The sequence below is a fragment of the Streptomyces sp. AK010 genome (assembly GCF_014207295.1).
GTDB classification, from domain to species: Bacteria; Actinomycetota; Actinomycetes; order Streptomycetales; family Streptomycetaceae; genus Streptomyces; species Streptomyces massasporeus.
Genome location: NZ_JACHCX010000011.1, coordinates 139942 through 164820 on the forward strand (window position 1 = coordinate 139942; position 24879 = coordinate 164820).

The 24879-nt window shown below is 70.7% G+C and carries 21 protein-coding genes and 1 pseudogene; 12 read left to right on the forward strand and 10 right to left on the reverse strand.

What is annotated here, in order from left to right; all coding sequences use genetic code 11:
- Positions 1-80: 80 nt before the first annotated feature.
- The 3 genes from HDC93_RS21935 to HDC93_RS21945 all read right to left on the reverse strand — a co-directional run bounded on the left by HDC93_RS21935 (position 81) and on the right by HDC93_RS21945 (position 1541).
- Positions 81-329, reverse strand: coding sequence for a hypothetical protein (locus HDC93_RS21935; protein ID WP_097219719.1), 249 nt, complete (start codon positions 327-329; stop codon positions 81-83).
- 25 nt (positions 330-354) lie between these two features.
- Positions 355-858 (reverse strand): sigma factor-like helix-turn-helix DNA-binding protein, encoded by a 504-nt coding sequence (locus HDC93_RS21940; RefSeq protein ID WP_185012567.1) that lies wholly within the window; start codon positions 856-858, stop codon positions 355-357.
- 176 nt (positions 859-1034) lie between these two features.
- Positions 1035-1541 (reverse strand): MarR family winged helix-turn-helix transcriptional regulator, encoded by a 507-nt coding sequence (locus tag HDC93_RS21945; protein ID WP_185012568.1) that lies wholly within the window; start codon positions 1539-1541, stop codon positions 1035-1037.
- Positions 1542-1704: 163 nt separating this feature from the next.
- Between HDC93_RS21945 and ilvA the strand changes: the two genes are divergently transcribed.
- The 4 genes and pseudogenes from ilvA to HDC93_RS21965 form a co-directional block, all read left to right on the forward strand.
- On the forward strand, positions 1705-2934 hold the full coding sequence (gene ilvA, locus HDC93_RS21950) for a threonine ammonia-lyase (protein ID WP_185012569.1): 1230 nt from the start codon (positions 1705-1707) through the stop codon (positions 2932-2934).
- Between the two features lie 194 nt (positions 2935-3128).
- Positions 3129-4106 carry an ATP-binding cassette domain-containing protein gene (locus HDC93_RS21955; protein WP_185012570.1) on the forward strand — a complete coding sequence of 326 codons (978 nt, stop codon included), beginning with the start codon at positions 3129-3131 and terminating at the stop codon, positions 4104-4106.
- Positions 4107-4224: 118 nt separating this feature from the next.
- Positions 4225-5031 (forward strand): ABC transporter permease, encoded by an 807-nt coding sequence (locus HDC93_RS21960; protein ID WP_185012571.1) that lies wholly within the window; start codon positions 4225-4227, stop codon positions 5029-5031.
- Positions 5032-5821: 790 nt separating this feature from the next.
- Positions 5822-6287, forward strand: a pseudogene (locus HDC93_RS21965) (ABC transporter permease); the annotation flags it as partial.
- A 57-nt stretch (positions 6288-6344) separates the two neighbouring features.
- Here the strand turns inward: HDC93_RS21965 and greA are convergent.
- Together greA and HDC93_RS21975 are read right to left on the reverse strand one after the other, a co-directional pair.
- Complete coding sequence (gene greA / locus HDC93_RS21970; protein WP_030842446.1) at positions 6345-6842, reverse strand: transcription elongation factor GreA; 498 nt, start codon at positions 6840-6842, stop codon at positions 6345-6347.
- Between the two features lie 178 nt (positions 6843-7020).
- Positions 7021-7419 carry a DUF4307 domain-containing protein gene (locus tag HDC93_RS21975; RefSeq protein WP_185012572.1) on the reverse strand — a complete coding sequence of 133 codons (399 nt, stop codon included), beginning with the start codon at positions 7417-7419 and terminating at the stop codon, positions 7021-7023.
- A 147-nt stretch (positions 7420-7566) separates the two neighbouring features.
- Between HDC93_RS21975 and mca the strand changes: the two genes are divergently transcribed.
- Both mca and HDC93_RS21985 read left to right on the forward strand, forming a co-directional pair.
- Positions 7567-8448, forward strand: coding sequence for a mycothiol conjugate amidase Mca (gene mca, locus HDC93_RS21980; protein WP_033311300.1), 882 nt, complete (start codon positions 7567-7569; stop codon positions 8446-8448).
- Complete coding sequence (locus tag HDC93_RS21985; RefSeq protein WP_185012573.1) at positions 8441-8731, forward strand: hypothetical protein; 291 nt, start codon at positions 8441-8443, stop codon at positions 8729-8731. Before mca ends, HDC93_RS21985 begins: the two co-directional genes overlap by 8 nt.
- Before the next feature lie 139 nt (positions 8732-8870).
- Here HDC93_RS21985 and HDC93_RS21990 read toward each other — a convergent pair whose 3' ends face one another.
- Complete coding sequence (locus HDC93_RS21990; protein ID WP_185012574.1) at positions 8871-12068, reverse strand: tetratricopeptide repeat protein; 3198 nt, start codon at positions 12066-12068, stop codon at positions 8871-8873.
- Positions 12069-12306: 238 nt separating this feature from the next.
- Here HDC93_RS21990 and HDC93_RS21995 point away from each other — a divergent pair, with 238 nt between their 5' ends.
- The 4 genes from HDC93_RS21995 (at position 12307) to HDC93_RS22010 (ending at position 18616) form a co-directional block, all read left to right on the forward strand.
- Positions 12307-14340 (forward strand): thioredoxin domain-containing protein, encoded by a 2034-nt coding sequence (locus tag HDC93_RS21995; protein WP_185012575.1) that lies wholly within the window; start codon positions 12307-12309, stop codon positions 14338-14340.
- Positions 14341-14487: 147 nt separating this feature from the next.
- Positions 14488-15756 carry a glycosyltransferase gene (locus HDC93_RS22000; protein WP_185012576.1) on the forward strand — a complete coding sequence of 423 codons (1269 nt, stop codon included), beginning with the start codon at positions 14488-14490 and terminating at the stop codon, positions 15754-15756.
- The gene (locus HDC93_RS22005; protein ID WP_185012577.1) at positions 15753-17402 is read left to right on the forward strand and encodes a phospholipid carrier-dependent glycosyltransferase; all 1650 of its coding nucleotides are present in this window, start codon (positions 15753-15755) and stop codon (positions 17400-17402) included. The genes HDC93_RS22000 and HDC93_RS22005 overlap by 4 nt, the downstream gene beginning before the upstream one ends.
- Complete coding sequence (locus HDC93_RS22010; protein ID WP_185012578.1) at positions 17399-18616, forward strand: glycosyltransferase family 2 protein; 1218 nt, start codon at positions 17399-17401, stop codon at positions 18614-18616. Before HDC93_RS22005 ends, HDC93_RS22010 begins: the two co-directional genes overlap by 4 nt.
- 18 nt (positions 18617-18634) lie before the next feature.
- On the opposite strand, the gene HDC93_RS22015 is transcribed toward HDC93_RS22010, so the two are convergent.
- Positions 18635-19861 (reverse strand): RNA-guided endonuclease TnpB family protein, encoded by a 1227-nt coding sequence (locus HDC93_RS22015; protein ID WP_185012579.1) that lies wholly within the window; start codon positions 19859-19861, stop codon positions 18635-18637.
- Between the two features lie 28 nt (positions 19862-19889).
- Between HDC93_RS22015 and HDC93_RS22020 the strand changes: the two genes are divergently transcribed.
- Both HDC93_RS22020 and HDC93_RS22025 read left to right on the forward strand, forming a co-directional pair.
- Entirely contained in the window at positions 19890-20051 is a 162-nt protein-coding gene (locus HDC93_RS22020; protein WP_185012580.1) for an Arc family DNA-binding protein, read from the forward strand.
- Positions 20052-20135: 84 nt separating this feature from the next.
- Positions 20136-22538 carry a galactose oxidase-like domain-containing protein gene (locus tag HDC93_RS22025; protein ID WP_185012581.1) on the forward strand — a complete coding sequence of 801 codons (2403 nt, stop codon included), beginning with the start codon at positions 20136-20138 and terminating at the stop codon, positions 22536-22538.
- A gap of 130 nt (positions 22539-22668) precedes the next feature.
- Here HDC93_RS22025 and HDC93_RS22030 read toward each other — a convergent pair whose 3' ends face one another.
- The 3 genes from HDC93_RS22030 to HDC93_RS22040 form a co-directional block, all read right to left on the reverse strand.
- On the reverse strand, positions 22669-23406 hold the full coding sequence (locus HDC93_RS22030) for a Mut7-C RNAse domain-containing protein (RefSeq protein WP_185012582.1): 738 nt from the start codon (positions 23404-23406) through the stop codon (positions 22669-22671).
- Positions 23407-23439: 33 nt separating this feature from the next.
- Positions 23440-24075, reverse strand: coding sequence for a TetR/AcrR family transcriptional regulator (locus tag HDC93_RS22035; protein WP_185012583.1), 636 nt, complete (start codon positions 24073-24075; stop codon positions 23440-23442).
- A gap of 78 nt (positions 24076-24153) precedes the next feature.
- A complete protein-coding gene (locus HDC93_RS22040; protein WP_185012584.1) occupies positions 24154-24867 on the reverse strand; it encodes a hemolysin III family protein in 714 nt (237 codons plus the stop codon).
- Positions 24868-24879: the final 12 nt, after the last annotated feature.

Sequence of the window (24879 nt, forward strand, 5' to 3'; positions counted from 1 at the left end):
ACATTATCGGCAATCCGGGGCGATCCCGGCGGCCGGAGCAAGATCTTCATCGGTCTTCTGGACCGGTTCCCCTCGCGGGATCACCAGCCGGTGAGGGGTGGAGTCGTGTCGGACGGCGGCTCCACCCACGGGCGGGCGGTCAGCGCCCACACGGTGAACGCCACGGCCGCCGCGAGCAGCAGCAGCCACATCAGGCGGCGGGCGAGCGTCCTGCGCCGCAGCATGCGCCCGCCGCGGCGCACCGCCTCGGTGTGGATCTCGGGCGGTACGGGCCGCGGCGCCTGCTCCAGGAGCCGCCGTACGGCCGCCTCGCGGTCGTTCCCGCTCATGCCGCTCTCCGGTCGCCGGACGGGCTCATGACCGCACCGCCTTCGCGGCCGTCACCGCGGGCGCCGGGCCCCGCGGCCGGTGCAGCAGGATCGACGTCGCCCGGTGGCGGATCGCCCGTACGCGTTCGGGGGACAGGCCCAGCAGGGCCGCCGTCTGTTCCTCGGCGACGCCCTCGTAGAGCCTGAGGACCAGGATCAGCCGTTCCTGGGGGGTGAGCGGGGCCAGGGGGCTCGCGGGATGCGGCCGGGAGCGGCCGAGCGCGCCGTAGTGGTGCCACGTGCCGCGCGCGAAGCGGGTGACCAGGTACTGGCGGGTGCGGTCGTAGGGGTCCTCGCCGTGCAGCCGGTCCCAGCTCGCGTAGGTGTGGGCCAGCGACAGCGTCAGCAGACGCCGCGCGCGGGGGTTGTCGTCGGGGGCCTCGGCGGTGAGCAGTGTGGCGGCGTGCAGCAGCCGCCCGGCCGCGCCCGCGACGAACGCCTCGAACTCCCGGGCGCGACGGGTTGCCCGGGACGCATGCCGCTCCAGCACCGCGCCTCCCGCCTGACGGCGACCCTGAGGATGCGGGCACCCGGCCGCGCGTGACGGGGGCCCGGTCTCATATCAGGCCAGGTACGGCCCCGGGGTCAAGAGCCGCGCACGGCTCGGGCGGCTCCACGCACGCGTGGAGCCCGGGCCGTGGCACCGGAGTCCCCGCGGTACGGCGTTCAGGACTCCGGCTGTGCCTCCGGCCCGGGCACCCCCTGCGCCGCCATCCGGGTGGACAGCGCGGTGTTGAAGCGCGTGAGGAGGTCGCAGAACGCCTCGCGCTCGTCGGGCTCCCAGTCGTGGGTCAGCTCGGCCATCAACTGGCGCCGGGAGGAGCGGACTTCCTCCAGCCGGGCCTGCCCGCGCGGGGACAGCTGGAGCACCACCGCGCGCCCGTCCTCGGGGTGGGAGGTGCGCTTGACCAGACCGGTGTCGACGAGGGGAGCCACCTGCCGGGTGACCGTCGACGAGTCGATCCCCATGCTCGCGGCGAGCGCCTTGACGCCCATCGGGCCTTCTTTGTCGAGGCGGTTGAGCAGCAGGTACGCGGCGCGGTCCATGGAGTTGCGCACCTGCCCGACTCCGCCGAGCCGGGTCTGTTCGGCACGGCGGGCGAACAGCGCCACCTCGTGCTGCAGCGTGTCGAGAAGACCGGTGTCACCGACGGTTGTCATGTCCATCGACATTTCAGGTGTTGTGGGCATGGCCGGGGGCTCACTTCGTGGAGGGCTGGCAGATTGGGGGACAGGGTACGCGGCCGGAAGGCGGGCCGTACCGGCGCTGCGCAAAGCGGGTCTCGGAGGTTGGTCACAACGGTCGTTCCCGCCTGTGAACTGCGATGCTGGAGTCATGAGCTACAGCACGGCTGACTCCTTTCGGCCCGTCACCCTCGACGACGTGCGCGGCGCGCAGAAGATGCTCTCGGGTGTGGCGCGGGTGACCGCGATGGAGGGCAGCAGGCACCTGTCCCAGACGGTCGGTGCGCCGGTGCACCTCAAGTGCGAGAACCTCCAGCGGACGGGCTCGTTCAAGTTGCGCGGCGCATACGTCCGGATCGCCGGTCTGCTGCCGGAGGAGCGCGCCGCGGGGGTGGTCGCCGCCAGCGCCGGCAACCACGCGCAGGGCGTCGCCCTCGCGTCCGCCCTGCTCGGCGTGCGTTCCACGGTGTTCATGCCGAAGGGCGCCCCGCTGCCCAAGGTCAGTGCCACCCGGGACTACGGGGCCGAGGTGCGGCTGCACGGTCAGGTGGTCGACGAGACGCTGGCCGCCGCGCAGGAGTACGCGGCCGGGACGGGCGCGGTGTTCATCCACCCCTTCGACCACCCCGACATCATCGCGGGGCAGGGGACGGTGGGCCTGGAGATCCTGGAGCAGTGCCCGGAGGTGCGCACGATCCTCGTCGGCATCGGCGGGGGCGGGCTGGCCGCCGGGATCGCGGTGGCGGTGAAGGCGCTGCGGCCGGAGGTGCGGGTGGTGGGCGTGCAGGCGGCCGGAGCGGCGGCCTACCCGCCCTCGCTGGCGGCGGGCCGGCCGGTGTCGGTCGAGAACCCGGCGACGATGGCCGACGGCATCAAGGTCGGGCGGCCCGGTGACGTGCCGTTCGGGATCGTCGGCGAGCTGGTCGACGAGGTGCGCACGGTCAGCGAGGACGAGTTGTCCGCCGCGCTGCTGCTGTGCCTGGAGCGGGCCAAGCTGGTCGTCGAGCCGGCCGGGGCGAGCCCCGTCGCGGCGCTGCTGAGTGCGCCCGGCGCGTTCGAGGGGCCGGTCGTGGCGGTGCTGTCCGGCGGCAACGTCGACCCGGTGCTGATGGAGCGGGTGCTGCGGCACGGCATGGCCGCGCAGGGCCGCTACCTGGCGGTCCGGCTGCGGCTGACGGACCGGCCCGGTGCTCTCGCCACTCTTCTGGGCGTGTTGTCAGTGGTCGACGCTAACGTCCTCGATGTGAGCCACGTCCGAACCGACCCGCGGCTCGGGCTCACGGAGGCGGAGGTCGAGCTGCACCTGGAGACGAAGGGCCCGGCGCACTGCGCCGAGGTGGGTCAGGCGCTGCGCGAGGCGGGCTACACGGTCATCGGCTGAGCGGGCTCCCGCCCCCTCAGGAGCCTGCCCCCGACCCGGTCAGGAGCCTGTCCCGACCCGGTCGAGATCCTTTCGTCTCACGGAGCGCAACGCGGGAAAACTCATTGTAAGACGCGATACATCGCGTTATGGTGTGTCGGTGAGAAGCGTCACCGGACGTCTGTCCGGTGATCCCCGAAGACGTGGAGGCTCATATGCCAGGCGCCATCTACGCTGAAGGTCTGGTCAAGACCTTCGGTGACGTAAAGGCCTTGGACGGCGTTGACCTGGACGTGCCCGAGGGCACGGTCCTCGGCCTGCTCGGGCCGAACGGCGCGGGCAAGACCACCACCGTCCGCTGCCTGACCACCCTGCTGCGACCCGACAGCGGGCGGGCGGTCGTCGCGGGCATCGACGTCCTCAAGCAGCCCGACGCGGTCCGCCGCTCCATCGGGCTGTCCGGCCAGTTCGCGGCCGTCGACGAATACCTGACCGGCCGGGAGAACCTCCAGATGGTCGGCCAGCTGTACCAGATGCGGGCCAAGGCGGCGAAGGAGCGCGCGGCCGAACTGCTGGAGCAGTTCCACCTCGCGGACGCCGCCGACCGCCCCACCAAGACCTACTCGGGCGGCATGCGCCGCCGCCTCGACCTCGCGGCGGCCCTGGTCGTCTCACCGCCCGTGATGTTCATGGACGAGCCGACGACCGGCCTCGACCCCCGCAACCGCCAGCAGCTGTGGGAGGTCATCAAGCAACTGGTCTCCGGCGGCACCACGCTGCTGCTCACCACGCAGTACCTGGAGGAGGCCGACCACCTGGCGCACGACATCGCGGTGGTCGACCACGGCAAGGTCATCGCAAAGGGCACCTCCGACCAGCTCAAGGCCCGCACCGGCGGCGAGCGCGTCGAGGTCGTGGTGCACCAGCGCGAGCACATCCAGGCCGCCGCCGAGGTCCTCGCCGGCTTCGGCAAGGGCGAGACCACGGTCGAGGAGCACATGCGCAAGCTCACCGCCCCCGTCACCGGCGGCGCCAAGCTCCTCGCCGAGGTCATCCGAGAACTGGACACCCGGGGCATCGAGATCGACGACATAGGCCTGCGCAGGCCCACCCTCGACGACGTCTTCCTGTCCCTGACGGGACACGTGGCCGAGATCAAGGACCAGGAGAAGGGCAAGGAGGCCGCCCAGTGAGCGCCGTCACCGACACCGTGCGGGTCGCGCCCACCGCGAACCCGGTCAGCCGGTCTTCACGCTTCACCGCGTCGAGCATTCGAGGTCAGCACCCGAGTGCAGCGAAGGGGTGTCCCGCATGAGCATGGTTGCCGACTCGCTGGTCATCGCCCGCAGGAACCTGATTCGTATGACCAGGATTCCTGAGATGGTCCTTTTTGGGGTCATTCAGCCAGTAATGTTTGTGGTCCTGTTCACGTACGTCTTCGGCGGCTCGATGAGCATCGGGGGGTCCACCGATCCGGACGTCTACAAGAACTTCCTGATGGCCGGCATCTTCGCCCAGACGGTGACCTTCGCGACCGCGGGATCGGCCGCTGGCATCGCGGACGACATGCAGAAAGGGCTCGTCGACCGCTTCCGCTCCCTGCCGATGGCCCGCGGCGCGGTGCTGACGGGTCGGACCGTTGCGGATCTCGTGCAGACCTGCATCACGCTGACTGTCCTGGCGATCGTCGCGCTGATCGTCGGATGGCGCACTGGCTCAGCCGAGCCGACCAATGTAGGCCGAGTCCTGGGAGCCTTCGGACTGCTCCTCCTCCTCGGCTACGCCTTCACGTGGATCGGGGCCCTGATCGGGCTCGCGGTCCGGACCCCGGAGGCGGCAACTTCGGGTGGGATCATCTGGCTGTTCCCGGTGACGTTCATCTCGAACGCCTTCGTCGACTCCAGCCAGATGACGCCCTGGCTGCGACACATCGCGGAGTGGAACCCGTTCAGTGCGACGGTGCAGGCGTGCCGCGAACTGTTCGGCAACCCGGGGGTGGTCCAGTCCGACGCCTGGCCCATGCAGCATCCGGTCTGGGCGTCCCTGATCTGGTCCGCTTTGATTGTTGCGATCTTCCGGACTCTTGCCGTGCGGAAGTACCGGGCGGCGGAAGGCTGACCGGTTCCGCCCTCGCGAACGAAGAAGCCCTCACCGAACAAGTGGGGGCAACGGGGACGTGCCTCGGCACAAGGGGCTGGTGGGCCCCATCACGGAGTGGCACCGCGAGAAGGACGACATCCCATTCCCCGCTGAGCTGACAGACCAGATGTGGGACAAGGCCGAGGGCATCCTGCCGGGCACGCGCCAGTGGAAGGGTGTGCGTGGAGCGTTCGATGTGATGTCGGAGAAGCTGTGCTCCGCGAAACCGTGGAACGAGTACAGCGGCTGTGAGCGGATCGGTGGACGGACTTATGCGTCGCTGTACCGGCGTGTCCATCACTGGTTCGACTCTGGGGAGTACGAAGCCGCTCTGGAGGCTCTGAGGCCCTTTCCGGCGGCGCATGTGCCGCCCCTGTATGTGCTGCCTCGGATGCTGGTCACGGGTGCGGTCGAGTCGACGTGCACCGCTGATCGGGTAGCGAGGGAGTGCGGCCAAGGCCGGGAGGGCACACGGAGTCGGTGAGGGGGGCGCCCGGTGAGCGGCGCTCCCGCGTGGGGCGACGATGCCAGCCACCGGGGGTCCTGGTCGTCGTCGGCGCTGATGCTGCTGCCGTTCTGCAGGCAGCCCTCACCCTGGTCGTCCTCGGCGTGGTCGCCCTGCTGGTCGGCCGGCGCGTCGGGTCGGACGGCAGCACCAACGCCGCCAAGGTCCTCAGGCAGCCCTCATCCTGGTCGTCCTCGGCGTGGTCGCCCTGCTGGTCGGCCGGCGCGTCGGGTCGGACGGCAGCACCAACGCCGCCAAGGTCCTCAGGCAGCCCTCATCCTGGTCGTCCTCGGCGTGGTCGCCCTGCTGGTCGGCCGGCGCGTCGGGTCGGACGGCAGCACCAACGCCGCCAAGGTCCTCGCCGCCTTCAGCCTGCTGCTCCTGCTCGGCTACGCGTTCACCTGCTTCGGCGCCCTGATCGGCATGTCCGTGCGGACCCCCCGGGGCGGCCACGACCAGCGGCCTGATCTGGCTCTTCCCGGTCACGTTCATCTCCCACGCGTTCGTGGACACCAGCCACATGACCCCGTGGCTGCGCCACATCGCCGAGTGGAACCCCGTCAGCGCCACGGTCCAGGCCTGCCGGGTACTGTTCGCCAACCCGGGCCAGTCCCCGTCGGACGCCTGGCCCATGCAGCACCCCGTCAGGGCCTCGCTGATCTACTCGATCCTGATCCTGGTGGTCTTCCGGACCCTGGCGGTGCGCAAGTACCGCTCGGCGACGGCATGAGGATGCCCCCGGTGCCGCTGCGGCACCGGGGGCAGACCAGGGCTCGGAAAGGGCGGGTCAGCTCTCGTACGGCTCGGCCTTGAGGATCTTCACCAGGGCCTTCTTGCCGTTCGGCAGCTCGTACTCCGCGTCCTCGCCGACCTTGTGGCCGATCACGCCGGTGCCCAGCGGGGACTGCGGGGAGTACGTCTCGATGTCGGAGCTGGCGTATTCGCGGGACGCGAGCAGGAACGTCAGCGTGTCGTCCTCGTCGCCGTCGAACGCGATCGTGACGACCATGCCGGGCGCCACCGCGCCGTCCGCGGCGGGAGCCTCGCCGACCTTGGCGTTCTCGAGGAGCTGGGTGAGCTGGCGCACACGGAGCTCCTGCTTGCCCTGCTCCTCCTTGGCCGCGTGGTACCCGCCGTTCTCACGCAGGTCGCCCTCTTCGCGCGCCGCGGCGATCTTCGCGGAGATCTCCGCTCGCGCGGGACCAGTAAGGTGCTCAAGCTCAGCCTTGAGCTTGTTGTACGCCTCCTGGGTCAGCCAGGTGACGTTCTCGCTGGTCTGGGTCACAGGTGCTCCTCGTAGGTACTGGGAATACAAAGCATCGCCCTACCCAGAAGAATGTTCCTTCACGGAAGGGCGAAACCACGAGCCTAACAATTCAGGAGCCCAAGGGGGAGGACATAAGCCACCAGATTTACGTCAATGCAGGTCAGGCACTACGCATTCCAGGTGATGCCGGTTGTTGTCAGCCGGTGTGGCAGCCCAGCAGCTCGGCCGTCGTCCCCGGGGAGGTCGTGCGGAGTGTGACGACCCTGTCGATGCGGGTCCCGTCCCCGTCGAAGCGGAAGTCGGCCCGGCCCACCTCGGCCCCGTTCTCGGCCTGCGAGCGCACGGTGCAGTAGCCGTCGGTGCCGGCGTCCTTGCGGACCTCCAGGTGCACCTGCACGGACTCCCTGCCCGGCTCGAAGCTGATCACCTCGGCGCTGATCTCGCTCTTGGCGACGTAGTGGTAGCCGAACCAGCCGATCAGACCCAGCAGCGCCACCGCGAGGACGGCGCCGACGACCTTGAGCGTGCGGTCGGCCCGCTCGTCCGAGGAGCGGCCGTATCGGCCCTCGGGCGGTCGCGTGCTCGCCGTACTCATGATCGTCCTCCTGGCAGGGCCGGGACGAAGGTCCCGGAAGGGGCTCCGGGACCGGGCCCCGGAATTATTCGCCCCCCGATTCGGTCACTATAGAAGCCGCTGATTGCGCCGACGCACACAGGGCGCCGACTGACTGAGGATTGAGTCTTGACTGACCAGTTGCGACTGATGGCCGTTCACGCACACCCCGACGACGAGTCGAGCAAGGGCGCGGCGACCATGGCGAAGTACGTGTCCGAGGGGGTGGACGTGCTGGTCGTGACCTGCACGGGCGGGGAACGCGGCTCCATCCTCAATCCGAAGCTCCAGGGCGACGCGTACATCGAGGAGCACATCCACGAGGTACGCAAGAAGGAGATGGACGAGGCCCGGGAGATCCTGGGCGTCAAGCAGGAATGGCTCGGCTTCGTCGACTCGGGCCTGCCCGAGGGCGACCCGCTGCCGCCGCTGCCGGAGGGCTGCTTCGCCCTGGAGGACGTGGATCACGCGGCCGGTGAGCTGGTGCGCAAGATCCGTGCCTTCCGTCCGCAGGTGATCACCACCTACGACGAGAACGGCGGCTATCCGCACCCCGACCACATCATGACCCACAAGATCTCCATGGTGGCGTTCGAGTCGGCCGCGGACACCGAGAAGTACCCGGAGGCGGAGTACGGCCCCGCCTACCAGCCGCAGAAGCTCTACTACAACCAGGGCTTCAACCGCCCCCGCACCGAGGCCCTGCACCAGGCGATGCTCGACCGCGGCCTGGAGTCCCCCTACGGGGACTGGCTCAAGCGCTGGGAGGAGTTCGGGATGAAGCAGCGCACGCTCACCACGCACATCCCCTGCGCCGAGTTCTACGAGATCCGCGACAAGGCGCTGATCGCCCACGCCACGCAGATCGACCCGGACGGCGGCTGGTTCAAGGTGCCCATGGAGATCCAGAAGGAGGTCTGGCCGACGGAGGAGTACGAGCTGGCGAAGGCCCTCGTCGATACCTCCCTCCCCGAGGACGACCTCTTCGCGGGCATCCGCGACAATGCCTGACATGAGCGCAAGCGCAAGCCTGGCAATGACGCACCTGGTCTCCTTCGCCAAGGAGGTCGACGAGGACAAGGTCACCCCCGGCGTCCTCGGCTTCATCGTCTTCGCGGCGATGGCCCTGGCGGTGTGGGCCCTGATGAAGTCCATGAGCCGGCACATGAACCGGGTCGACTTCACGCAGGTCCCGGATCCGAAGGCCGACCAGCCGGAGCAGTCCCCGGCGGACGCGGACGCGACCGCCGCGGAAGCGGACTCCTCGAGCCAGGGCGCCAAGAAGCAAGGCTGACGTCCCCCAGGGGGACACCACCCGTCGGTGGCCGGCACCGATCACCGCCGACGGGTGCGTGGTGCCCATCGCGGAGCACGTCGACGGCGGCCCGGCGCGCTCCCGGGCCGTAGCGTGAAGCCCCCGGGGGCCCGGGCGCCTACGCCTTCGACTCGACCGCCACCCCCATCACCTCGCGCGCATGCCGGTTCGGGACCATGCCGAGGCGCCAGGCCTGCCAGCCTGCCTCCAGGGTGACGCCCCGTTCCAGGAGGAGCTGGTACGCGTCGAGGTAGTCGTCCAGCTTCCGGTCGCGCAGGTCGTGGTTCGCGCGGGACAGCTGGGCCAGTTCCTCCTGTGCCACCGCCGTACCCACCTCCATGCCGCCCGGGGCCGCGTAGGGCAGGAGCGTGCAGCGCAGGAAGCGGGCCCAGTCCTCGCCGCGGCGGTCGCCGTAGGAGGCGAACAGCCGGGCAGCCTCGTCGCACAGGGCCAGAGCCTGCTGGGTGCGGGCGTTGCCCGCGTCCACGATCACCAGCTCCAGGCACGTCCAGGCCTCGCCGTGGGCGACGCCGATGCGCCGGAAGTCGGCCCGGGCATCGACCAGCAGCTGCCGGGCGAAGCCCGAATTGCGCAGGGAACCCGTCTGGGCCGCCCGCTGGTCGCGGGTGACGCGGGCCGAGTGGTGGCGGGCGCAGGCCAGACCGTAGACGTCCCGCATGCGGGAGAACATCGTGCGGGCGCGCTCCAGCTCGCGGACGGCCTGTTCGAGATCGCCCGTCTCCTCCAGGGCCTGGCCCAGGTAGTACAACGACCAGGCCTCGCCGCGCGCATCCTCGTTGTCGCGGTGCCGGGCCGCCGCCCCGCGCAGCTCCTCCACCGCCGGGGACGCGTCCCCGGCGACCAGCAGCGCACGGGCCAGCTGCGTCAGGGCCCACGCCTCACCACGGGCGTCACGGGTGCGGCCGTACAGCTCCAGGGCCGCCCGCAGTTCCGACTCGGCCCGCGGCACGTCGCCCATGCGCAGGCCCAGCTGGCCGAGCTGGAAGTGCGCCCACGCCTGGCCGTGCACGGACTCGCCCGCGCGGTGCAGCACCAGCGACTCGGTCAGCAGGTCCAGCGCCTCCGTCACCCGGGCCCGGTCACGCTCCACCGCCGCCAGGGCGTGCATCGTCCACGCCCGGTCCGTCGCCAGCTCGGGCGAGGACTGCAGCGCCAGGGCCTCACGGAGCTTCGCCGACGCCTCCGTCAGATTGCCCTGGTGGTGCAGGGTGATGCCGAGGGAGCACAGCGCACGGGCGGCACCCGCGTCGTGGTGGGCCTCCCGGTACAGGTCGACGACCGAGGCGAGGGTGGTGCGGGCCTTGTCGAGTTCGCCCAGCTGCCGCGCCGCGATGCCGGTGCGCCACTGCACGGAGCGGACGAGCAGGCCCTCGTCCACCGCCTGCGCCAGCTCACTGATCTCGCCCAGGCGGTAGAGGTCGCCGCGCAGCAGGCAGTAGTCGCACAGCGCGCCCAGCAGATTCAGCACCGCCGCCTGGTCCACACCCTCGGCGTGCCGCAGCGCCGCGGTGATGAAGCTCGACTCGTCGTCCAGCCAGCGCAGCGCCTCGTCGAGGGAGGTGAAGCCGTACGGGCTGAAGCGGTTGGTGCGGGTCGACATGTTGCCGTCGACCATGCGCAGCACCGAGTCCGCCAGCTCGGCGTAGTTCACGATCAGCCGCTCCTGTGCCGCCGTCCGCTCGGCCGGATCCTCCTCGTCGAGCAGGCGGGCCCGGGCGAAGGAACGGACCAGGTCGTGCAGCCGGTAGCGGTCGCCCCGGACGTGGTCGATCAGACCGGCACGGGTCAGGACCTCCAGATGGCGCTTGGCCTCCGCCTCGTCCGTGGCCAGCAGCGCGGCGGCCGCGGCGGCCCCCAGGGAGGCCCGCCCGGCCAGGGCCAGCCGGCGCAGCAGCCGCCGTACGGTCTCCGCCTGGTCGGTGTAGCGCAGCCACAGGGCGCGCTCCACCGGCTCGACCGGGCCGTAGGCCTCGAGGTCCGTGGCCAGGGCGCGGGGCGAGCGCGGGCCCAGGCACGAGCCGGCGATGCGCAGCGCCAGCGGCAGCCCGCCGCACAGCTCCCGGACCCGGTCCGCGGACTCCGCGTCGTACGGCCCGGAACGATCCTGCGCCGCCGCGCCCAGCAGTTCCTCCGCCCCCGCGGCGTCCAGCGGCGCGACCGCCAGCTGGTGCACCCGCGCGGGCAGTCCCTCCAGCTCCAGCGGCCCCCGCGCGGTCACCAGCACCAGGCTGTCGGACCGCTCCGGGACCAGGGCGCGGATCTGCTCCGCGTCCGAGGCGTCGTCGAGGACGACCGTGACCGGCAGGCCCGTCAGATGCTGGTGGTACAGCTCACTCAGTCGCTTGACCTGCTGGTCGGGGGAGGAGCGCTCGCGGAACAGCAACTGCTCGCGAGGCGCGCCGAGCCGGTTCAGCAGATGCAGCAGGGCGTCGCGGGTGGACAGCGGGGACTCGCCCGGGCCGTCGGCGCGCAGGTCGACGACGCAGGCACCGCGGAAGTAGTCCTTCAGATCGTGCGTGGCGTGCACCGCGAGCGTCGTACGGCCACTCCCGGGCGTGCCGTGCAGCACGACCACGGTCGGCTGCGTCTCCGTGCTCGCCCGGGCCGACTGCACCCACTGCCGGATCTGCGCCAGCTCGTGCCGCCGCCCGGCGAACGGCTCGGTCGGCCCGGGGAGCTGTGCGAAGGACTGCTCCAGCACATTGCGCCCTCGCGCCGCCGCGCTCTTGTCCGCGCCCCGCAGCCGCGGCGCCGTCTTCTTCGGCCCGGTCGAGGCCGCGAGCACCCGCTGCTGGTCCAGGAACGGCCGGATGCCCCGCACCTCCAGCGCCGTCAGCCACTGGAGCCTGAGCTGTTCGGGCCCGCCGGGCTGGCTCACGGCGCCGGCTCGACGACTCGCGGCCGGCACGTGCGACCCGACCACCTTCACCACCGTCGCCGCGGCCCCCACGACACCCACCGTCACACCCGCCCCGAGAGCGGTCCCGGCCCCCGTGCCCAGCGCCATGTCGGCGACCACGGCCGCGACCGCCGCCACGCCGGCCACCAGCAGCGGCGTCCCGGCACCCTCCCGGGCGTAGCGCTGCCCGAAGGTCAGCTGCCCGGCGGCCGCCTCGTCCAGAGCGCGCGTGTAGGCCTCGTACTCCTCGCGCGCGCTCTGCGCCATCGCGTCGAGCCCCTCGCGCGCCCGCGCGAGCAGCACTTTCCCGTCACTGCGCCCGCCCGAGCGGCGCACCTCCTCCTCGACGGCCCGCGCCAACAGCCGCTCGGCCTCCACCCGATGACTGTCCCGCATGTCAGGTCCCCCTCCGGCGGCAACGGCGCTGTCCCACCCGTTGCGGTCGTTCCCTCGGTCGTTTTCTTGGTCAAGTGTGCTGCGGACGACGCATCGGGGCGAGGGGGCGTGCCCGGCCCGATTGTGTGAAGACCAGGGCGGGTTGGCGTGCCGCGCGCCCGGCGCCCGTGCAGGCGGGGGCGGCGCCCGCGCGACGCCTGACGCGTGGGGGGCCGGGTACTGCGGCAGGATGGACACCATGCCGAACCGACTGGCGCACGAGACGTCCCCCTACCTCCTTCAGCACGCCGACAACCCCGTCGACTGGTGGCCCTGGTCGTCCGAGGCCTTCGAGGAGGCCCGCAAGCGGAACGTGCCCGTGCTGCTCAGCGTCGGATACAGCAGTTGTCACTGGTGCCACGTCATGGCGCACGAGTCCTTCGAGGACCAGGAGACCGCCGAGTACCTCAACGCGCACTACGTGAGCGTGAAGGTCGACCGCGAGGAGCGCCCCGACGTCGACGCCGTCTACATGGAGGCCGTGCAGGCGGCGACCGGCCAGGGCGGCTGGCCCATGACCGTGTTCCTCACCCCGGACGCCGAGCCGTTCTACTTCGGTACGTACTTCCCGCCCGCTCCCCGCCAGGGCATGCCGTCGTTCCGGCAGGTGCTCCAGGGCGTGCACCAGGCGTGGGACGAGCGGCGGGACGAGGTGGCCGAGGTCGCCGGGAAGATCGTCCGGGATCTGGCCGGCCGGGAGATCTCCTACGGCGACGCGCAGACCCCCGGTGAGGAGGAGCTCGCGCAGGCGCTGCTCGGGCTGACACGGGAGTACGACCCGCAGCGCGGCGGTTTCGGCGGGGCGCCGAAGTTCCCGCCGTCCATGGTGCTGGAGTTCCTGCTGCGCCACCACGCCCGCACCGGCGCCGAGGGGGCCCTGCAGATGGCGCAGGACACCTGCGAGCGGATGGCCCGGGGCGGGATGTACGACCAGCTCGGGGGCGGCTTCGCCCGCTACTCCGTCGACCGTGACTGGGTCGTGCCGCACTTCGAGAAGATGCTGTACGACAACGCCCTGCTGTGCCGGGTGTACGCCCACCTCTGGCGCTCCACGGGCTCGGAGCTCGCGCGCCGGGTCGCCCTGGAGACGGCCGACTTCATGGTGCGGGAACTGCGCACGAACGAGGGCGGTTTCGCCTCCGCGCTGGACGCCGACAGCGACGACGGGACGGGCAGGCACGTCGAGGGCGCGTACTACGTGTGGACGCCCGAGCAGCTGCGGGAGGTGCTCGGTGAGCAGGACGCCGAGCTCGCGGCCCAGCACTTCGGTGTGACCGAGGAGGGCACGTTCGAGGAGGGCGCGTCCGTTCTCCGACTCCCCGTGCGCGACGGTGTGTCCGACGCGGAGAAGATCGCCTCGATCTCGGAGCGGCTGCTCGCGGCTCGGGCCGGGCGGCCCGCGCCTGGCCGGGACGACAAGGTCGTCGCCGCCTGGAACGGCCTCGCGATCGCCGCGCTCGCCGAGACCGGCGCCTACTTCGACCGGCCCGACCTGGTCGAGGCCGCCGTCGCCGCGGCCGACCTCCTGGTCCGGCTGCATCTGGACGAGCAGGCCCGGCTCACCCGCACCAGCAAGGACGGCCACGCCGGCGCCAACGCCGGTGTCCTGGAGGACTACGCGGATGTGGCGGAGGGCTTCCTCGCGCTCGCGTCCGTCACCGGGGAGGGTGTCTGGCTGGAGTTCGCCGGGTTCCTCCTCGATCACGTCCTGGCCCGCTTCACGGACCCCGAGTCCGGCTCGCTGTACGACACGGCCTCAGACGCGGAGCGGCTGATCCGCCGCCCGCAGGACCCGACCGACAACGCGGCCCCGTCAGGCTGGACGGCTGCCGCGAACGCCCTGCTGAGCTATGCCGCGCACACCGGCTCCGAGCCTCATCGCACCGCCGCCGAACGGGCGTTGGGTGTCGTGAGGGCGCTGGGACCGCGTGTGCCCCGCTTCATCGGCTGGGGACTGGCCGCGGCGGAGGCCGTGCTGGACGGTCCGCGCGAGGTCGCGGTCGTGGGTCCGGCCCTGGACGACGCGGGTACAAGGGCCCTGCACCGCACGGCACTTCTGGGAACCGCGCCCGGTGCGGTGGTCGCCGTGGGCGCCCCGGAAAGCGAGGAGTTCCCGCTGCTCGCGGACCGTCCGCTGGTCGGCGGTGAACCGGCCGCGTACGTCTGCCGTAACTTCACGTGCGACGCCCCGACGACCGAGCCTGACCGGCTGCGTACGGTCTTGAGTGGCTGAAGTCACGTATCAACGGAAACATGGTCTTTATCTGAACAGCCCCCAGGCTTCACAGTTCCCCCCTAATCTCTGCACAGTGGCGTGGCGGACGAGGCCGCATCGGCCCACCGTCGCGACTTGGGGGTTCTGGGATCTGGGGGGATCTGCTTGCTGACGTCTGTCTTCATCGCTGCCGTTTCACTTGCCTTGTTCTGGATGGCGGCGTTCACCCTGTGGTGGCAGATGCACGCCTGGCGTACGCCGGAAGTGCTCGCCTCCACCCGGTTCAGCAGTCCGGACGGGGACGAGCACGTCTCCTTCTCGCTGTTGCTGCCCGCGCGGCACGAACAGGCGGTGCTGGACCACACCATCCAGCGGCTGCTGGAGTCGAGCCACACCGACTTCGAGATCATCGTGATCGTCGGGCACGACGACCCGGAGACCACCGCGGTGGCCGAGACGGCCGCCGCGCGTGACCCACGGGTCCGGGTCGTGGTCGACACCCACGAGAAGAAGAACAAGCCGAAGGCGATGAACACGGCGCTGCCGTACTGCCGCGGCGACGTCGTCGGGGTCTTCGACGCGGAGGACCAGGTCCACCCCGAGCTCCTCGCCCATGTCGACCACGCCTTCCGCACCACCGGCGCGGACGTCGTCCAGGGCGGGGTGCAGCTGATCAACTTCCACTCCAGCTGGTACAGCCTGCGCAACTGCCTGGAGTACTTCTTCTGGTTCCGCTCGCGGCTCCACCTGCATGCGCAGAAAGGTTTCATTCCGCTTGGCGGCAACACCGTCTTCGTCCGCACGGACGTCCTGCGGGAAGCAGCCGGCTGGGACCCCGACTGCCTCGCCGAGGACTGCGACCTGGGCGTGCGCCTGTCCAGCGTCGGCAAGAAGGTCGTCGTCGCCTACGACTCGGACATGGTGACCCGGGAGGAGACCCCCGGCTCGCTGATGTCCCTGCTGAAGCAGCGCACCCGCTGGAACCAGGGGTTCCTCCAGGTGTACCGGAAGAAGGACTGGAAGCAACTGCCCACCCTCGGGCAGCGGCTGCTCGCCCGCTACACCCTGATGACGCCGTTCATGCAGGCCTTCACCGGCTTGATCATCCCGCTCAACGTGGCGATCGCCCTGTTCCTGGACGTGCCCGTCGGCATCGCCTTCATCACCTTCCTGCCGGCCGTCACGGCCCTGGTCACCTTCGTCTTCGAGATCGTCGGACTGCACGACTTCGGCAAGCAGTACGGGCTGCGCGTCCGCTTCGCGCACTATCTGAAGCTGGTCGTGGGCGGCCCCTTCTACCAGGTCCTGCTCGCCGGCGCGGCCGTGCGGGCCGTGTGGCGTGAGCAGCGCGGCCGCAACGACTGGGAGCTGACGACCCATGTCGGCGCGCACCTCGACGAGACGGCAGTGACCCGAGAGGACGTTCCCGCGTGACCTCCACCCTTCCCGCGGTGACCTCTGCGAAGGTCCCCGCGCAGTACCGTCCTGCGCCCCGCACCGGTGCGCACCGAGGAGTCGAGCCGCCGAGCCGGCTGCGCTCCTCCCGGCCCGACCTGCTCCTGTGCGGTGTCCTCCTCGTGGCGATCCTCGTCGTGCAGGGCTGGAACATCGCCGACTACCCGGCCCTCAGCGACGACGAGGGCACCTATCTCGCCCAGGCCTGGTCGGTCCAGCAGGGCGACGGCCTGGCCCACTACACCTACTGGTACGACCATCCGCCGCTCGGCTGGATCCAGATCGCCGTGCTGACCTGGATCCCGGCGCTGATCAGCCCCGAGTCGATGACGGTGGGCACCATGCGCGCCGCGATGCTCGTGATCAGCGGCATCAGCGCGGTCCTGATCTTCGTGCTGGGCCGGCGCCTCGCGCTGCCCCGCTGGGCGGCCGCGCTCGGCATGGTGTTCTTCGGGCTGTCGCCGCTGTCGATCGTGCTCCAGCGGGAGATCTTCCTCGACAACCTCGCGGTGATGTGGACGCTGCTGGCCTTCGCGCTGGCGGCCTCCCCGAGCCGTCACCTCTGGCACCACTTCGGGGCGGGCATCGCGGCCGCCACGGCCGTGCTGACCAAGGAGACGATGCTCGTCGTCCTGCCCGCCCTGTTCCTCACCATGTGGCGCCACAGCCACCGGGACACCCGCAAGTTCGCCCTCACCGGAGCCGTCACGGCCTGTGCCCTGATCGGCTTCGCGTACCCGCTGTTCGCCCTGCTCAAGGGCGAGTTGATGCCGGGCGCCGGGCACGTGTCCCTCTGGGACGGCGTCAAGTACCAGATGACCAGACCCGGTTCGGGCTTCATCCTCGACCAGGGCTCCGGCTCCTGGGGCGTGCTCCAGTCGTGGCTGTACTACGACCGGATCCTGCCCCTCGGCGGCCTCGCGGGCGCCCTGCTGCTGCTCGTCACCTGGCGCTGGTCGGTCACCGCCCGCGCCCTGGCCGGACCGGCCCTGGCCGTGGCGATCTTCGCCGCGCTGGCCCTGCGCCCGAACGGCTACCTGCCCGCGATGTACGTCATCCAGGCCCTGCCGTTCCTCGCGCTGGTCCTCGCCGGGGGCACCGCCTCCGTCGCCCACGCGGTGCTGAGCCGCTGGCGCTCCGAGGCGGAGAAACGGTACGTCAGCGTGGGCCGGTACACGCTCGCCGCCGTCCTCGCCCTGGCCGCCGGCGCCTACGTCGTCCCGCACTGGTACGACGGTGCCCGCACGGCCGTCACCACCGACGCCAACGCCCCCTACAAGGCCGCGTCGAAGTGGCTGGCCACGGAGGTCGAGGACCCGGAGCGCACCCGGGTGCTGGTCGACGACGCGCTCTGGCTGGACCTGGTGCACCAGGGCTACCGGCCCGGCCTCGGCGTCATCTGGTTCTACAAGGCCGACCTCGACCCGGCCGTGACGAAGACGATGCCGCGCGGCTGGAAGGACCTCGACTACGTCGTCGCCTCGCCGACCGTCCGGCGGGACGCGGTCGACCTGCCCAACGTCAAGGCCGCCATGGAGCACTCGGACCCGGTCGCCACCTTCGGCACCGGCGAGGACCGCATCGAGATCCGCCAGATCAAGACGCCCGCCGGAGGCACGCGATGAGCCAGGAGTACACCGTCCCCGGCAAGGTCGTCGAGACCGAGACCACCGAGGTCCCCGAGCCGGGCGCCGTCACCATCGTCGTACCGACGTTCAACGAGTCGGCGAACGTCCGGCAGTTGCTGCACCAGATCACCGAGGCCGTCCCGGCGCGGCTGCCGTGCGAGGTCCTCTTCGTGGACGACTCCACGGACGACACGCCGGAGGTCATCGAGGACGCGGCGCAGGACTGCCCCTTCCCGGTGACCGTGCTGCACCGCGAGGAGCCGGTGGGCGGGCTCGGCGGTGCGGTCGTCGAGGGGCTGAAGGCCGCAACGTCCGACTGGATCGTCGTCATGGACGGCGACTGCCAGCACCCGCCGTCCCTGGTGCCCGACCTGGTCGCCACCGGTGAGCGGGCGAACGCCGGGCTGGTCGTCGCCTCCCGGTACATCAAGGGCGGCAGCCGGGCCGGACTCGCGGGCAGCTACCGCGTGTTCGTCTCGCGCGGGGCGACCTGGCTGACCAAGGCGCTGTTCCCGCGCCGGCTGCACGGCATCAGCGACCCGATGAGCGGCTTCTTCGCGATCCGCCGCAGCGCGGTCACGGCGGAGGTCCTCCAGCCGCTCGGCTACAAGATCCTCCTCGAACTCGCCGTCCGCAGCCGTCCGCGCCGGGTCACCGAGGTGCCGTTCGTCTTCCAGGACCGGTTCGCCGGTGAGTCCAAGTCGACCGCGCAGGAAGGCTTCCGCTTCCTGCGGCACCTGGCCGGGCTGCGCACCGCCTCCCCGGTCGCGCGCATGGTCGGGTTCGGCCTGATCGGGCTGACCGGCTTCCTGCCGAACCTGGTCGGCCTGTGGGCGCTGACCGCCGCCGGCATGCACTACGTGCCGGCGGAGATCCTCGCCAACCAGCTCGGCGTCGCCTGGAACTTCCTGCTCATCGAGCACCTGCTGTTCCGCGAGCGGCGCCGCCACCGTCGCTGGTGGGACCGGGCCGGTCGGTTCGCGCTCCTCGCCAACGCCGACCTGGTGCTGCGCATCCCGCTGATCGCCCTGTTCGTGCACCAGTTCCACCTGGGCGTGCTGTCCGCCACCGCGCTCGCGCTGGTGACGACGTTCGTCCTGCGCTTCGCCGGGACCGAAGCGCTCGTCTATCTGCCGCGCCGGGGCCGGGACAAGCCCGTGCGCGGGAGCACCGCACAGCAAGGAGAGCCGTTTGACTCCTCCCCCTCCTGAAGAAGGGGGATTCCTGGCTCAGGCTGCCTCCGGGATCAGCGCTCCCGGGGGGCTTACGCCCTCGGCACCAGCCGGGTTGAGACCAGCCCGGACCAGCATCACGCGTGCGGAGTTCTTGTCCCGAGGGGATACGGCTTTGCACGCGGTGCAGGTGTAGGTACGTTCCGAAAGAGGAAGTGCGTGCTTGGTTCTCGCTCCGCAGGACGCGCATTCCATGGTGGTGTGCGCGGGGTGAACGAGGCGGATGTCCCGCCCGTGCTTGCGGCCCATCTCGATCAGGGCCGTCTTGGTAGCGCCGATGGCGGCGTCGGCGGCTTTGCGGGCCATAGTGGTCCTCGCGAGGAACTTCGGCCGGAAGTCCTCGACGGCGATGGCGTCGTGGTCGCGGACGACCCGCTTGGCCCACTTACGGGCGGTGTCCTGCCACTGCCGGGCGACCTTCTTGTGCAGCTTCGCGGCCTGCGCCCGGGCTTGCCGGTAGCCCTTGGACGCGGCGTGCCCCCGCGTGGGCTTACGGCGGGACGTCATCCGCTGGTAGCGGGCGAGCTTGTGCGCCGCGGTCTTGCCGTGCTGGGCGTGCGGCAGGTCGTGCGCGTCGGATGTGGTGGTGGCGGTCTCCTTGACGCCCCAGTCCACGCCGAGCACACGGCCGGTCTCGGGGAGCGGCTGGACCTCGGCGGCGGCGACGAACGACGCGTACCAGTGTCCGAGGCTGTCCCGGTACACACGCACCGAGGACGGCACGGACGGCAGATCCCGCGACCACACCACCGTCAGCACGATCCCGCCCGCGAGATGCAGACGGCCATCTTTCAAGCGGAAGCCCCGGACGGTGTAGTTCAGCGTCGGCAGCGCTTCGCGCTTCTTCTTTACCCCGGGCATGCCCGCGCGCTGCCGGATCGGCAGGCGCTTGTCGATGTCCTTCAGCGCCTTGGAACGGGCCGTGGCGAAGTCGCGGACGGTCTGCTGCTGCGGCACCGAGGCGCCTTCGCGGAGCCAGGGGAGTTTGGCGCGGGCCTCGGTCAGCATCTTGTCGAGCTGGGCCGGGCCACACGTCAGCTTGTCGTCCGGGTGCGCGCGGTTGTGGGCGTATATCTGCCGGGACTTGGCAACGCACTCATTCCAGATCCAGCGGCAGCGGTCCCACTCGGCGAGCAGCGCGGTGCGGGCCGTGGACGACACGCGGAGCCGGTAGGTGTACCGGGCGTGCCCCGTACCCTCCGCCGTCTTCGATTGTGTCGTCATGACACCATTCTACCACTAAACTTGGGGTATGGATCATGAAGAAGTACGCATCACGCTCCGTCTGCCCGCCGACCTTCACGCATGGCTGGTCTCCGAGGCCAAACGCGCCCGCAGGTCCCTCAACTCCGAGATCTTGCACCGGCTTGAGGGCGGTCGCGGCCCAGTCCCGGCAGACGAGCAATCGCCCTGACGGCAATTGCTCTTTCCTTGTCCTGCTCCGCAGGAGTCTGATTCCTCCCCGGCCTGAAGGCCGGGGCATCCTCGGAGGCTCCCGGTGAACAGACGTCGTAGAGGTACCGCGTTCCTGGCCGTGGCGGGCCTCACCGCGGGCCTGCTCCTGACCGCGCCGCAGCCCGCCTCCGCCGCCAACCTCATCAAGAACCCCGGTTTCGAGACCGCCGGAGCCGACGGCATGCCGTACTGCTGGGAGAAGTCCGGCTGGGGCGACAACGACTTCACCTTCACCACCACGGCCGACGCGCACACCGGCTCCAAGGCGATGAAGGTCGAGCTGACACGGCGCGTCGACGGCGACCGCAAGGCGCTGATCACCGAGTCCGCCGCGTGCGCGCCGGTGGTGACGCCGGGCAAGCAGTACGACCTCGGCCTCTGGTACAAGACGACGACCCCGGACGCGGCGATCACCCTGTTCCGGCACGACACGACGGCCGGCTGGCAGTACTGGACCGACCTCAAGACGCTGGACCTGTCGGGGAACTGGACCGAGGCCACCGTCCGCACGCCCGAGGTCCCGGCCGGCACCGACCGCATCTCCTGGGGCGTCTCCGTCTACGGCACGGGCTCCGCCACCACCGACGACTACACCATGGACCAGGTGCCCGACCCGGTCCTGCCGCCCGAGTGCACCGGCACCGCCCAGCAGTGCGCCGACGGCAAGTGGGACGTGCTGCCCACGCGGAACCCGGTCCGCTCCATGCACTCCGTCGTTCTGAACAACGGCAAGGTGCTGCTGATCGCGGGCTCCGGAAACGACGAGTCGATGTTCGAGGCCGGCACGTTCACCTCGGCGGTCTACGACCCGGCGAACGGCTCGTACAAGATCATCCCCACGCCGAAGGACATGTTCTGCGCCGGGCACGTGCAGCTCCAGGACGGGCGCGTGCTCGTGATGAGCGGCAACAAGGCGTACCCGGTGCCCGGCGGGCACGGCTACGAGGGCTACAAGGACTCGTACATCTTCGACCCGAAGACCGAGACCTACTCCAAGACCAACGACATGAACGACGGCCACTGGTACCCGTCGGCGACGATCCTCGGCAACGGCGACGTCATCTCCTTCGGCGGCCTGCGCGAGGACTCCACCGGCTCGGTCACCGCCGAGCTGTTCTCCGAGGCCGAGCAGCAGTGGCAGCCGCTGTGGAAGGTCAACCAGACCTGGTCGTACTGGGGCCTGTACCCGTCGATGATCCTGATGCAGGACGGCCGCCTCTTCTACTCGGGCAGCCACGTCTTCGGCAACAACATCCCGGGCACGGGATCCGCGATCTACGACTACGGCGCCAACACCACCACCCAGGTGCCGGGCCTGCGCAACAAGGACGAGCGCGACCAGTCGGCGAGCGTGCTCCTGCCCCCGGCGCAGGACCAGAAGGTGCTCACCCTCGGCGGCGGCAACATCGACTCCAACCCGGAGGCGAACCGCCTGACCGACATCATCGACCTCAAGCAGCCGAACCCGTCGTACGTCGCCGGTCCGCCGATCCCTCAGGGCACCGTCGACCTCGGCAACGGCCCGGTCCCGCAGACCGGGAACCAGGGCAAGATGTACGTCTCCGCCGTGCTGATGCCCGACGGCAAGGTGCTGGAGACGGGCGGCGCGCTGCACAACCGCGCCGACCCGGTCTACGAGACGTCGATCTTCGACCCCGCGTCGGAGACCTTCGACCCGGTCGCCGTCGACCCCGAGGCGCGCGGCTACCACTCCTCGGCGTTCCTGCTCCCCGACGGCCGTGTGATGACGACCGGCGACAACCCGGGCAACGGCTCCTGGAACCACGACGTGTCGGTCTACAGCCCGCCGTACCTGTTCAAGGGCCCCCGCCCGCAGATCACCTCCGTCATCGACACCGAGTGGAACTACGGCGACACCCAGCGGATCACCGTCGACCGGCCCGTCGCCAAGGCCGAGCTGATCCGCCCCGCCGCCGTCACACACTCCTCGGACCCCAACCAGCGGTTCGTGGACCTGCCGCTGTCGGTCGACGGCAACAACGTCGACCTGAACGTGACGAGCAACCCCAACCTGGCCCCGCCCGGCTGGTACATGCTCTTCGCGGTCGACGCGAACGGCGTGCCCTCGGTGGCGAAGTGGGTGCACCTCCAGGGCCCGCAGGCGCTGGGGGCGACGGACTCCTCGGCCCACGTCCACGACTTCGCGGACAAGCCCACGGGCAAGGTGGTCAAGCCCGGCAAGAAGCGGACGTCGCAGAAGGTCAGCCCGACCGTCTCCGGCTGCGACCGCCACTACGGCTCGATCAACGTCTGCGTGCCGACGCACTTCCCGGCGGAGGTGAAGAAGACGACGGCGGCACGCTGTGAGTGGCTCAAGGCGAACGACTACGGCCGCCTGAAGGTCAACGGCAAGGACGACCCACTGGGCCTGGACAGGAACAGGGACGGGATCGCCTGCGGCAAGGGAGACGTGGCGAGACGCTAGAAACGCCCTTCACGGGCGCGCCCTCAGGGGCGCGCCCTCAAGGGGCGCGGGAATTTGCGCGACCAGCCACAACGGCCGCGCGGTTCCCCACGGCGCTCAACCCTCAACCGCGCTCAACCCTCACCGGCGCTCAACCCTCAACCGCGCTCCTCGTGAAAGCGACCGCCTGCTCCACGATCGCCTCAAGTTGCTCGTGATGCGCCCCCCGCCAATACGCCCGCCCACACGCCGTGCACTGCGCGAACACGTCGTACGTCGCATGCGTCCCGTGCTTCAGCTGATCGGCGACCTCGTCCTTCGTCGCCTCGCGCAGCACCCCGTTGCAGGCCGTGCACCGCGTCCAGGGAAGCAACTCGGGCCGGAACCGCTCCAGCACGTCCCGCAGCTGTTCCTCCGGCCGCGTGCTGTACACGAACGCCCCCGCCCACAGCTCCCGGCGCCGCAGCAGCCCCCGGTCGCGGCTCAGCATCACCCGCCGCTCGGCCGCCGAACGCGCCGCGAGGGCCGGGTCGCCGATGTCGGTGGACTCGTAGGCCGTGTCCACACCGAGGAGGCGCAGCCGGCGGGCCAGCGTGCCGAGGTGGACGTCGAGGAGGAAGCGCAGGGGGGCGCCCGAGACCTGCTGGGGGCGCGCGACGGCCCGTACGGCCACCGCCTCGCCGGCGACCGGGACGTGCGCGAAGGGCACCTCGCGGCCGTCCACGACCAGCGCGCCGACCTCGGTCAGCGGCACGCCCAGCGACTCGATGACGTGGCCGAGGCTGGAGACGCCGTCGGTGGCGGCCCGTACGGTGCCCTCCGCTCGGGCCCGGGGCACGAACACATGCAGCTCGGGGGCGAACTCGACCTGGATCTCGGGACCGTTCACCCGGTCAGGATGCCATGGCGCAGGGCGCCGGCCTCAGGGTTTTCCGGCCGGCAGGCCGCGTTCCAGGACGTCCAGGGCGCGGTCGACGAGGTCCCGGATGTCGTCGCGGTGGCCGGTCTCGGCCCAGTAGTGGGAGGCCTCCATCAGCCCGCCCATCACGGACATGGTGAAGACGCGCAGCTCCAGACTGCCGGGGTCGAGTCCGGAGCGCTCCGCCAGGGCGTCCCGGAGCAGCCGGCCGGTGTCCGCGGCGTTCTCCAGCATGCGGGCCCGGACCGCGGGCACCTCGACCCCGAGCCGCGTCCGCAGCCGGGTCACGGCGGGCTCCTCGGCGAGCGCCTGGTCGAGGGCCGTGCGCATCACGTGCCGCAAGGTGTCGGCCCACGGCTCGTCCGCCGGCCGGGCGCGCAGTTCCGCCGTCATCACCGGGTCCCACGCGTCGGTGACGACGATGTCCTCCTTGGCCGGGAAGTACCGGAAGACGGTCGACGGCGACACCTCGGCGCGGTCGGCGATCTGCTCGATCGTCGTGGCGTCGTAGCCCTGCTTCTCGATCAGCGCGTAGGTCGCGGTGCGGATCGCCCGGCGGGTCTTGATCTTCTTCCGCTCCCGGAGCCCCGGTGAGGGCTGGTCGGCGGGGGTGATGCGAGGGGCTGTCATGGAGGTCATTGTCGGCCATCGGGGGCAGTCCGGACATGCGAGAGGCCACGGCCGGAAGCCGTGGCCCGAGGGGTGAGGGGGAGGGGGCTACGCGTGCTGGTACGCCACCAGCGAGATCCCCACGTAGTGCGCGATGAAGGCCGCCAGGGTGAGGGAGTGGAAGACCTCGTGGAAACCGAACCAGCGCGGGGACGGGTTCGGCCGCTTGATCCCGTAGACCACGCCGCCGGCGCTGTAGAGCAGGCCGCCGACGATGACCAGGACGAGGACGGCGATGCCGCCGGTCCGCATGAAGTCGGGCAGGTAGAAGACGGCCGCCCAGCCCATCGCGATGTAGCAGGGCGTGTAGAGCCAGCGCGGGGCGCCGACCCAGAAGACCCGGAAGAGGATGCCGCCCACGGCGGCGGCCCAGATGCCCCACAGCAGCCACTGCCCCTTGGCTCCCGGCAGGAGCAGCATGGTCAGCGGCGTGTAGGTGCCCGCGATGATCAGGAAGATGTTGGCGTGGTCCAGCCGCCGCAGGACGCCGTCCATGCGGGGGCTCCAGTTGCCCCGGTGGTACAGCGCGCTCACACCGAACAGCAGGCATGCGGTCAGAGCGAAGATCCCGCAGGCGATGCGTCCTCTGGAGGAGTCGGCGAGGGCGGTCAGCACCAGGCCCGCGATCAGCACGGCGGGGAACATGCCGAGGTGCAGCCAGCCGCGCAGCTTCGGCTTCACCGGGTGCGGCAGGGAGAGCGCCTTCGGACCGTGGCCGTCGGCCGCCGAGTCCGTGGGCGCGTCGGGGACGAACGCAGTCATGTGCGAATGGTA